Source organism: Nonomuraea zeae (assembly GCF_005889725.1).
Taxonomy (GTDB): Bacteria; Actinomycetota; Actinomycetes; order Streptosporangiales; family Streptosporangiaceae; genus Nonomuraea; species Nonomuraea zeae.
Genome location: NZ_VCKX01000401.1, coordinates 1 through 9,643, shown reverse-complemented (window position 1 = coordinate 9,643; position 9,643 = coordinate 1). Strand labels below are relative to the sequence as shown.

Genomic DNA, 9,643 nt, shown 5'->3' with positions numbered 1-9,643 from the left:
CGCTACACCGGCAGCCCGCCCCACGGGCTCGGCACCGGTAGCGGGCTGCCGGTGTAGCGCACCTCGACGCCCGCGGCGGCGCCGGCGGGCAGCGGCCTGGGCAGCGTCACCCGCAGCTTGCCCTGGCCGTGCAGGTGGCGGGCGGGCACGCCGTCCACCGTGACGCCCAGGACCCGGAACCGCCCCAGGTCCAGGTCCAGGACGTGCAGAGGCTCGGCCGCGGCCACCGTCAGCCGCGCCGTGCCGTCGAGCCGGTTGCCCGCGACCCGGTATTTCAGCGTCAGATCGTAGTGCGAGACCCCGTAGCGATGGTCGCCGTGCCCAGGGAAGTACGGGGTCATCGCCACGCCGAGATGGGGTTGCCGAACCAGCGGGTACGGCCGGGCACCGCCTCCCCGCGCATGACGAGCGAGGCCGGCCCGATCGTGGTGTCGGCGCCCACCCGCGCGGCGGGCAGCACCACACCGTGCGGGCCCAGCGTCGCGCCCGCCTCAAGGGTCACGGTGTCCATGCTCATGACCCGGTCGTGGAACAGGTGGGTCTGCAGGACGCAGCCCCGGTTGACGCAGGCGCCGTCGCCCAATGTCACGAGATCCGCCTCGGGCAGCCAGTACGTGTCACATGAGACCCCATGCCCGATGCGTGCCCCGAGCGAACGCAACCACACGTTGAGCGGCGCGGTTCCCAGCCACGGCTGCGCGAACCAGGGCGCCGCCAGCACCTCCACGAAGTTGTCCGCGAGCTCGTTGCGCCACACGAACGAGCTCCACAGCGGCCTGCTGCCGGCCCTGATCCGGCCGACCAGCGCCCATTTGGCGGCCGTGGCGACCAGCGCGGCGGCCACGCCCGCGGCCGCCATGACCACGCCGCCCAGCGCCAGCACCACTGCGAAGCCGTAGGCCGCCGCCAGCCACTCGAAGGCGGCGGCGACCAGCACGGCGAGCGCGACCGTGCACATCGCGGGCACCACGCGGCACGCCTCGACCAGCGCCCTGGCCGCCTTGTAGCGGGCGGGCGGGTCGTAGGTGCGGCTCCGGTCGCCCTCCTCGGCGGTGCGGCGCAGCTCCATGGGGGGCATGCCGACGTACGAGGAGCCGGACCTGGCCTTCTTCGGCGTCGCCGACAGCACGCCGACCAGGCCGTCCTTGGGCACCTTGCGGCCGGGCGCGGTCATCCCCGAGTTGCCGAGGAAGGCACGCTTGCCGATCCGCGCGGAGGCGATGCGCAGCCACCCGCCGTCCAGCTCGTACGGGGCCACCATCGTGTCGTCGGCCAGGAACGCGCCGTCGCCGACGGAGGTCATCGTGGGCAGCGCCAGCACGGTGGACAGCTCGACGCCGCGGCCCACCTTCATGCCGAGCGCGCGCAGCCACACGGGCGTCAGGACGCTGGCGTACAGGGGGAACAGCCAGACGCGCGCCGAGGCCATCAGCCGGCCCGTCGCCCACGCCTGCCAGGCCTGGCGGCTGTGCACCGGGTGGCGGCCCGCGTGCAGGCCCAGCCCGAGCAGCCGCACGCTGACCAGCGTGACCAGGGCGAAGGCGGCCATGCCCGCGACGGTCGCGACCGGGACGCCCGGCAGGGCCGCGGTCAGGGCCGCGCCGATCGTCGGCGCGTCTCCGGCGAACGCGGCCAGGACCGCGATCCCGGCGCCCGCCGCGACGGCGGGGAGCAGGCTGAGCAGCATGGCGCTGACACCGTACGTCGCGGCCCAGAAGCGGGAGCGGGCGGGCCGTTCGACCGGCCGCGACCTGCGTGACTTGTCCTGCCGGAACGCCGGGGCGCCGGCCCAGAGCCGCCCGGCGGGCACCGCGCCGGCGACCGCCGATCCGGGGGCGATCCGGGCGTTCTTCCCGATCCTCGTGCCGGGCAGCAACGTCGACCGGGAGCCGACGGTCGCGCCCGCGCCGATCCGGATCTCGCCGATGCGCAGCAGGTCGCCGTCGTGCCAGTGGCCGCTGAGATCGACCTCCTGCTCCACGGAGGCGCCCCTGCCCAGCCTGAGCAGCCCGGTGACGGGCGGGGGCGAGTGCAGGTCGGCGTCGCCGCCCACCTGGGCGCCGAGCAGCCGGGCGTACCACACCATGTACGGGGCGCCGGCCAGGTCGGGGACGCCGAGCCGCTCGGCCAGGCGCTCGGCGAACCACAGCCGCAGATGTACGCCGCCACCGCGCGGATAGGCGCCCGGCCGCACGCCGCGCAGCAGGAGCCGGGCCACGGCCGCGGACAGCCCCATCCGCCCCGCGGGCGTGACGAACAGCAGCGCGCCCAGCGCCACCCACCACCACGACAGGGCCGGAGCCCACGGTGGGGCGAGCAGGTTGCCGAGCGCGGCCAGCAGCACGATCCAGCGGGTCGCGCCGGCGCCCAGGAGCACGACCATGAGCGCCGACTGGGCCAGCGCGGCGCGCCTGGGCATCGGGATCACCGGCCGCCGTCCCGGCTCGGCCCCGCCCCTGCCGGACAGCAGCCGGGCCAGGCCGCCGAGCGTCGGCTGGGCGTACACGTCGCCCACGGCCACGTCGGGATGCTCGGCCCGCAGCACCGACACCAGGCGGGCCGCCGCCAGGCTGGTGCCGCCGTCGGCGAAGAAGTCGGCGTCAGGGCCGCTCGGCGGCAGGCCGAGCACGGCGGTCCACTGCTCGGCCAGCAGCGCCTCGGCCGGGCTCAGCGCGCACTCCGCCGCGGCCGGCTCGGCCAGCGGCCAGGGCAGCGCGGCCCGGTCGATCTTCCCGGAGGTTCTCGTGGGCAGCGCGCCGACCGGCGCCAGGCGCGGCACCAGGGCCGCCGGCAGCGTGGCGGCCAGCAACTCGCGCGCCCCGGCGAGGTCGAATCCCGGCTCGGTGACGACGTAGCCGACGAGCACCTGGTGCCCGCCGCCCGCGGTGCGCACGGCGGCGGCCGCGCCCGCGACCCCGGGCAGCGCCTGCAGCGCGGCGTCCACCTCGCCCAGCTCGATCCTGCGTCCGCCCAGCTTCACCTGGTCGTCGGCCCGGCCCGCGAAGACGAGGCCCTCGGGGTCGGCGCGGACCAGGTCGCCGCTGCGGTAGGCGCGCTCCCAGCCGAGCGACGGCAGCGGCGCGTACTTCTCGGCGTCCTTGACCGGGTCCAGGTAGCGGGCCAGGCCGACGCCGCCGATCACCAGCTCGCCGGTCTCGCCCATCGCCACCGGCTCGCCGGCGCCGTCGACGACCGTGAGGTCCCACCCGTCGAGGGGCAGCCCGATGCGGACCGGGCCGTCGCCCGTGAGCCGCGCCGCCGACGCCACCACCGTGGCCTCGGTGGGGCCGTAGGTGTTCCACACCTCGCGCTCCGGTACGGCCAGCCGCTCGGCCAGCTCGGGCGGGCACGCCTCGCCGCCGAAGATGAGCAGCCGGATGCCGTCGAGGTGCTCGGCGGGCCAGAGGGCGGCCAGAGTGGGCACGGTCGAGACGGCCGTGATCCGCTGCGCGGCCAGCCAGGGGCCGAGGTCCATCCCGGTGCGCACGAGGGCTCTGGGCGCGGGCACGAGACACGCGCCGTGCCGCCACGCCAGCCACATCTCCTCGCAGGAGGCGTCGAAGGCCACCGAGAGCCCGGCCAGCACCCGGTCGCCGGGGCCGAGCGGGCGGTCCTGGAGGAACAGGCCCGCTTCGGCGTCCACGAACGCGGCGGCGGAGCGGTGGGTCACCGCGACGCCCTTCGGCTTGCCGGTGGAGCCGGAGGTGAAGATGATCCACGCGTCGTCGTCGAGCCCGGGCCGCGCGGTGGGGCGGGCCGCCGCGGAGCCTTCCACGGTCCGGACCGCCTCGACGCACCCGACCGCCGGCGCGTCCTCGGCCGAGCCGGTCATCGTGAGGGGTCCGGTGGAGCCGGTCACCAGCGTGTCCTCGGCCGGACCGGTCATGTTGAGATGCCCGGCGGGGCCGGTCACCGTGAGGTTCCCGGTGATGACCGCGTCCACCTCGGCCTCGGAGAAGACCAGCTCGGCGCGTTCGGCCGGATCGTCGGCGTCGACGGGCACGTAGGCGGCGCCGGCGGCGAGCACGGCGAGGATGGAGACGTACAGCTCGGCGGTGCCCGAGGCGACGCGCACGCCGACCCGGGCGCCGTGGCCGACCCCGGCGGCGGCGAGCCCGGCGACCAGCCGCTCCACCTCGGCGCGCAGCGAGCGGTAGTCGAGGAGCACGGTGCCGTCGTCGATCGCCGGCGCGTGCGGGTGGCGGTGTGCGGTCTCGTCAAGGACATCGATGAGGGTGCGCGGCGGTGCCGCCAGCATGCCCGCGGGATAGATCGCGGTCGCGGTCCTCAGGCGTAAATCGACCGGATTGCTAGGCAAGCAGTACTCCTCGGCTCGGCGACAGCTGACACTGAAGCGTACGCGCCGCACATGACAGACCGCCTACTCCCACCGCGCGGCACCCCTTCAGCCTGCGGCGATCCACCGCACCAGCCAGGCCGGACCGTGATCGTCAGTTCGGGGTGACCTGCTGCACGAGACGGGCTGGATCGTCGACCGTGACCGTCAGCGCGGGGTGCCGCAGGAGCCCGAGAGGGTCGCTGCCGGACACCGGCCGGCGGAACCGAAGGCAGACCCCCTGCGCCGTGCTGGTGCCGAACGTCAGCCCCCGATCGGCCAGCGACATGCGCACCCCGATCACCTTCAGCGGCGAGTACGGGCCCGACAGCTCGGCACCGGCCACATTGCCGCGCGGCGACAGCACCAGCCACGGCCCGAACCGCACCCGCAGCAACTCATCGGTCAGCGTCAACCTGCACGTGTCCGGGCGGATGCCCAGCACGCTCAGCAGCGGGCGATATCGGTCCTCGAACGCGAAGCCGAACCACTGCGATTCCCCGTCACCACTCACGTGCCGTCGGCTACCCGAAGCCCCGCCGGGCACACCGCGCCCCAGACAGGCTTTACCGGGTCATGGCCTGCGCTCGGGGAGCGGACGGGGCCCCGTTCCCCGGCCCGCCGCCAAGCCGAGCCGCACCGCTCAGGGTCTGCCACGTGGCCGAGCACGGGCCGCTCCTGGGCCGCGTCATGCCGCACTCGGAGCCGAAGTACCCGCGCCGCCACCCCACCGTGAGGATCGGTCAGCCGAACCGCAGGACGAACCGCCCTCGAACGCCGCGCCGTTCGAGCGAGCGGTGCGCGTCGGCGGCTCGGGAGGCCGGCAACTCGCCGGCCACGCGGACGGTGAGCCGTCCTTCACCGGCGAGCTCGGCGAGCCGGTCAAGCTCGGCCGCGGCCTCAACGTAGTCGCGGACGAAGATCGGGGCGACGCGGACCCGGTCGGTCCCGTCGCCCCGGTAACCGCGGACGGTGACGACGGTGCCGCCGTCCTTGACGGCAGGGAGCACGGCGGCCTCCAGCACGGCGGCGTCAACGAGCCCGTCGACACCGCCCGGGTGGTGGCGGCGGACCATCGCGGCGAAGTCGTCCCCCCGCGGCACGACCTCGTCGGCTCCGCACTCGCGGACGAAGGTCTCGTCCTGCCGGGCGGCGTCGGCGACGACGACCAGCCCGGCCTGCTTGGCGAGCTGGACGAAGTACCCGCCGACGGTGCCGGCGGCGCCGGTGACGGCGACCGTCGCGCCGGCCGGGAGCGCCAGCGTGTCGAGTGCGAGCCGGGCGGTGAGCCCGTTCATCGGGATGGTGGCGGCCTGGACGTCCGAGAGCCCGGCCGGGATTTTCGCGACCGAGCGTGCCGAGATGACGAGGTCTGCCCGGTAGCCGCCGTGCGCACCTGAGGGCACCACGATGGCCATGACGGCGTCCCCGATCGCGAACGGGCGGTCGACGGCGGGGCCGATCTCGGTGATCACGCCGGCGATCTCCATGCCCGGCACCCGCACCGCGTCCGCCTCGCCCTGCCGCGGACGAGAACGGATCATCGCGTCGGTCGGATTCACCGTGGCGCTGCTCACCCGGACCCTGACCTGACCGGGACCGATCGGTTCGGCCGCCAGGTCGAGCTCGCCCAGAGCGTCCGGTCCGCCGGGCTGCGTCACTCCGATTGCTTGAACCATGGTCGTACTTACTCCTTGTTCGTTGCCGCCTGGGTGGCGATGGGCAGGGCCGGCCGTGCCGCTGACGAGTCGCGGCGTGTGCTCGACCCCGGTTCGGCTACGGCGATGCGGGGGCGTGAAGACCTTCGAGCAGCAGGCTGCACACATCGTCGAGTTCGGCGCCGACGCCCGGGTCCTGCCATTCGGCCGCGTGGGCGAGGTGGTTGAACTTGGCAGTGGCGTTGAAGACCACGCGGGCGGTGGCCCCCGCGTCGTCGGTGCGGAGGCTGCCGTCGGCGGCGCCGTCGGCGATGATGCCCGTCAGCTGGCCCAAGAGGTCGGCGACGTGGTCGGTGGCGACGCTGCTGTGCCCGGCGGCGAGGATTCCATAGGCGGCGAACAGCTCCGGGTCCTCGCGGATCTTGGCCTGCTTCACGGCCAGGACGGCGTGCAGCCAGGTTCGCAGGCGCTGCGCCGGCGGGACCGCGCTGTCGGCGGCGATGACGGCGAGGGCGTCGCGGTTGCGGTCGAGCCAGCGCCGGGTCACGGCCTCGCGCAGCGCCTGCTTTGAGGGGAAGTGCTTGTAGACGGCGGCGTGGCTGACCCCGAGTGTCCGGGCGACGTCGACGACCGTTGCCTTGTCCGGTCCGTGGCGGCGCAGGATCTCCTCGGTGGCCGCCAGGATGGCGTTCGCGTCCAGCGGGGTTCGGGCAGGCATCAGCGGCTGCCGCCCGTTCGCTCGCTGTCCGGCAGCGAGAGCAAGGCGGGGGCGCAGCGTTCTCCCGCGACCGGCTCTCGGTGCACGCGACGCTGCGCGGGCACCCACGCGATCGCGAGCTGCGCGACCGTGGCGCCACGGGAGGCCGCGTAGCCGGTGCCCAGCCGCCGCAGCGAGTAGCCCAGGAAGTCCGGGATCGCGTCGGGCCGGTTGTCGATGCCGCTGTTGCTGCCGCGCACGCTGCCGTCCACCCCGGACAACGCGCCGAACTTCACGCTCACCACGGCGCGGTCGCGATCGGCGGGTCGCAGCACCTGCCCGACGAGCGTCTCGTCGTGCCCCATCCCGTCGTGGTCGGCCGTGATCCCGGCGCCGAGCGCGTTGCGAAGCGTCGCGATGGTCTGCTCGTCGGTGCTGCGTCCGTACGCGCCGGACGTGCCTGCACCGCCGAGCCCGACCACGCCGAGTGTTCTCTGCTCCATGCGAGAAACGCTAAGCGGGTTGGTTACAGATGTCAAAACCTGTAACTTGATACCTAGGTCGTTCCGCTGACCTGGCGGCTACGCAGAGCCTTCCGGCGGATCGAGACGGGCCGACCGTCACCCGCGCCAGGTGGCGCGCACCGCGTCGGCGACCACGAGCAGGGCACCGATCGGGTCGTTGCCGAGGGGGTACACCCCGACCTGATCCGCGCCCGCGTCCAAGTGCGCGAGCAGACGCTTCGCCACGGTGTCCGGGGTGCCGTGCGCGACGAGATCGTCGATCAAGCGGTCGCTCCCGGAGCCGGAGAGGTCCGCTTCGGTGTACCCCAGCCGCCGGAGGTTGCGCGCGTAGTTCGTCACGCCCAATGCGGTGCCGGGCGGCGCGGACCGAGCGATCGCGCGAGCTCGATCGGCGTCGGGTTCCGGGAGCGCGAAATGCCCGGGCAGCACCAGTTTCCCCGTGCCGAGGACCGCGCGGGCCCGCCGGGTGTGCTCGGGGGTGATCAGGCCCGTGAGGGTCCCGGCCGTGCGGTCGCGCGCCAGGCGCAGCATCCGCGGCCCGAGCGCGGCCAGCACGATCCGGCCGGCGGGGACACCGGCCCCCGTCAGCCGGTCCACATAGGACATCAGGGTGGCGTACGGCGAGGCGTACTCGGCGTGGACCTCGGGGTGCCCGATCCCGACCCCGAGCAGGAACCGGCTGGGGTGCTTCGCCTCAAGCCGGTGGTACGAGGCGGCGACGGTCTCGGCATCCGCGGTCCACGCGTTCACCACGCTCGTCCCGATCGCCAGCCGGGTGGTCGCGTCCAGCAGCCGTTCCGCCAGGGCGAGGTCGGCCGGGGGAGAGGCGTCCAGCCAGAGCGTGCCGTAGCCGGCGCGTTCGGGGTCCGCCGCCCCGTCCGGGGTCACTTCGTGCTCGCGCAGGTGGGCGCCGAGAAGTCCGAGATCGATGCTCATGCGGCGAGTACACCAGGGGGCGTCCGCCGCGAACCAGACCCGGTCCGGACGCGCAGCGATAACCTGGGGGCATCGTCGCAGGACAGGAGCGGGCCGGTGGAACTACGGGCGTTGCGGTACTTCGTCACCGTCGCCGAGGAGCTGCACTTCGGCCGAGCCGCCGATCGGCTGCGCATCGCCCAGCCGGCGGTCAGCAGGACGATCGCCCGGCTGGAACGCGAGCTGGGGGTCCGGCTGTTCGACCGGTCACCGCGCCGGGTTCGGCTCACCGCGGCCGGGCGCCGCGTGCTCGAGACGGCGAGGGAGGCTCTCGCCGCCGTCGATCGGGTCCGGACCGCGGCGAGCGAGCAGGGCGGGGTGATGCGCATCGGGACGGGCACCGGGCAGTTCACCACCCGGCTGGAACGCGGGATCGACGCGCTGCGCGAGCAGGCCCCGGGCTTCGACGTCGTGCTCGTAGACCTGCCGCTGACCGCGCGCCTGAACGCCGTGCGGCAGGGGGACGTCGACCTCGCGCTGGCTAGGGGCGTGCGGTCGGCACCCGGGGTGCGGGTGCTGCCGACCTGGACCGAGCCGCTGTTCGCGGTCGTGTCCGCGCGGCACCCCGCTGCCGGGCGCGCGGCCGTGGGCGTCGCGGACCTGGACGGCGGCCACCTGCGGATCCCGTCGCCGGACTCCGTGTCCGCCTCGCTGCGTGAGGCCGGGATCGAACCGCCGCTCGGCCGCCCGTCGGGGACGGTCCAGGACACCCTCGTCGAAGTGGGCTCGGATCCGCGCGGCTGGACGGTGCTGTCCGCCGACCAGGTCGCCGAGATCCGCTCGGCCCGCGTGCGGGCGATCCCCCTGGCACCGCTGACGACGGTCATCGGCAGCGTCGTCGTACCGCAGGACCTTCCGAGCGCCTGCGCCGCGGCCCACCACACGGCCTTCGGGGACTGACCGCGCCAACGGATCTGGTGCTCGGCGAGCAGTTCGCAGGACCGGACCCGGTCGGCGTGGCCGTGGGTGACGGCGCTGGGCTGAAGATCAACGAACGCCCGCAGACTTCGTTGGCGCGAACCCTGACGGCTCCCCAGCGCCACTAGCCGTTCGGTTGCTGCTCAAGCCCCGTGTCAGCGCTTACGACTGCGGTCGAGAAGGGGCATGGAAGCGAGGACGGGCGTCAGCGCTCATGGACGGCGGTCGGGTGCGGGGCGGCGGCACCGCTCGTGGCCTGTCGGCGGGCTGCGGCCGCGGCCACGTTGACCGGCATCCGCCCGAAGACCAAGCCGTGGAAAGGTGAGATCGTCCACCAGTACAGATGCCCGAGCAGCCCGTGCGGGTGGAAGATCGCCCGCTGCCGGTAGACGGTATGCCCATCGGAACGGTCGACGCTCAGCTCCAGCCAGGCCAGGCCGGGCAGCCGCATCTCGGCCCGCAACCGCAGCAGGCGGCCGGGCAGCACCTCCTCCACCCGCCAGAAGTCGATGGCGTCGCCCACCCGCAGCCGGGA

9 protein-coding genes are annotated in these 9,643 nt (G+C 74.4%); 1 reads left to right on the top strand and 8 read right to left on the bottom strand.

Features of this window, described 5'->3' with window-relative positions:
• Positions 1–2: 2 nt before the first annotated feature.
• The 7 genes from ETD85_RS56480 to ETD85_RS56450 all read right to left on the bottom strand — a co-directional run bounded on the left by ETD85_RS56480 (position 3) and on the right by ETD85_RS56450 (position 8,151).
• Positions 3–347: a gluzincin family metallopeptidase gene (locus tag ETD85_RS56480; protein ID WP_138698089.1), complete on the bottom strand. Its 345-nt coding sequence runs from the start codon at positions 345–347 to the stop codon at positions 3–5.
• Positions 338–4,318: a Pls/PosA family non-ribosomal peptide synthetase gene (locus ETD85_RS56475; protein ID WP_240780068.1), complete on the bottom strand. Its 3,981-nt coding sequence runs from the start codon at positions 4,316–4,318 to the stop codon at positions 338–340. The genes ETD85_RS56480 and ETD85_RS56475 overlap by 10 nt, the downstream gene beginning before the upstream one ends.
• A 133-nt stretch (positions 4,319–4,451) precedes the next feature.
• Entirely contained in the window at positions 4,452–4,850 is a 399-nt protein-coding gene (locus ETD85_RS56470; protein ID WP_138698088.1) for a hypothetical protein, read from the bottom strand.
• Positions 4,851–5,079: 229 nt separating this feature from the next.
• Entirely contained in the window at positions 5,080–6,015 is a 936-nt protein-coding gene (locus ETD85_RS56465) for an NADP-dependent oxidoreductase (protein ID WP_138698087.1), read from the bottom strand.
• Between the two features lie 97 nt (positions 6,016–6,112).
• On the bottom strand, positions 6,113–6,712 hold the full coding sequence (locus ETD85_RS56460) for a TetR/AcrR family transcriptional regulator (RefSeq protein ID WP_138698086.1): 600 nt from the start codon (positions 6,710–6,712) through the stop codon (positions 6,113–6,115).
• Positions 6,712–7,194 (bottom strand): aldo/keto reductase, encoded by a 483-nt coding sequence (locus ETD85_RS56455; RefSeq protein WP_138698085.1) that lies wholly within the window; start codon positions 7,192–7,194, stop codon positions 6,712–6,714. Before ETD85_RS56455 ends, ETD85_RS56460 begins: the two co-directional genes overlap by 1 nt.
• Positions 7,195–7,311: 117 nt before the next feature.
• Entirely contained in the window at positions 7,312–8,151 is an 840-nt protein-coding gene (locus tag ETD85_RS56450; RefSeq protein WP_138698084.1) for a TIGR03620 family F420-dependent LLM class oxidoreductase, read from the bottom strand.
• A 96-nt stretch (positions 8,152–8,247) separates the two neighbouring features.
• On the opposite strand from ETD85_RS56450, the gene ETD85_RS56445 reads away from it, so the two are divergent.
• Positions 8,248–9,090: a LysR family transcriptional regulator gene (locus tag ETD85_RS56445; protein WP_138698083.1), complete on the top strand. Its 843-nt coding sequence runs from the start codon at positions 8,248–8,250 to the stop codon at positions 9,088–9,090.
• A gap of 223 nt (positions 9,091–9,313) precedes the next feature.
• Here ETD85_RS56445 and ETD85_RS56440 read toward each other — a convergent pair.
• A partial coding sequence (locus ETD85_RS56440) for a DUF2867 domain-containing protein (RefSeq protein WP_138698082.1) occupies positions 9,314–9,643 on the bottom strand: 330 nt, incomplete at its 5' end.

What these genes read in the sequence shown, in the direction of transcription:
- ETD85_RS56450 (WP_138698084.1), bottom strand. Translation starts at nt 8,151, where the DNA reads ATGAGCATCGATCTCGGACTTCTCGGCGCCCACCTGCGCGAGCACGAA.
- ETD85_RS56460 (WP_138698086.1), bottom strand. Translation starts at nt 6,712, where the DNA reads ATGCCTGCCCGAACCCCGCTGGACGCGAACGCCATCCTGGCGGCCACC.
- ETD85_RS56455 (WP_138698085.1), bottom strand. Translation starts at nt 7,194, where the DNA reads ATGGAGCAGAGAACACTCGGCGTGGTCGGGCTCGGCGGTGCAGGCACG.
- ETD85_RS56465 (WP_138698087.1), bottom strand. Translation starts at nt 6,015, where the DNA reads ATGGTTCAAGCAATCGGAGTGACGCAGCCCGGCGGACCGGACGCTCTG.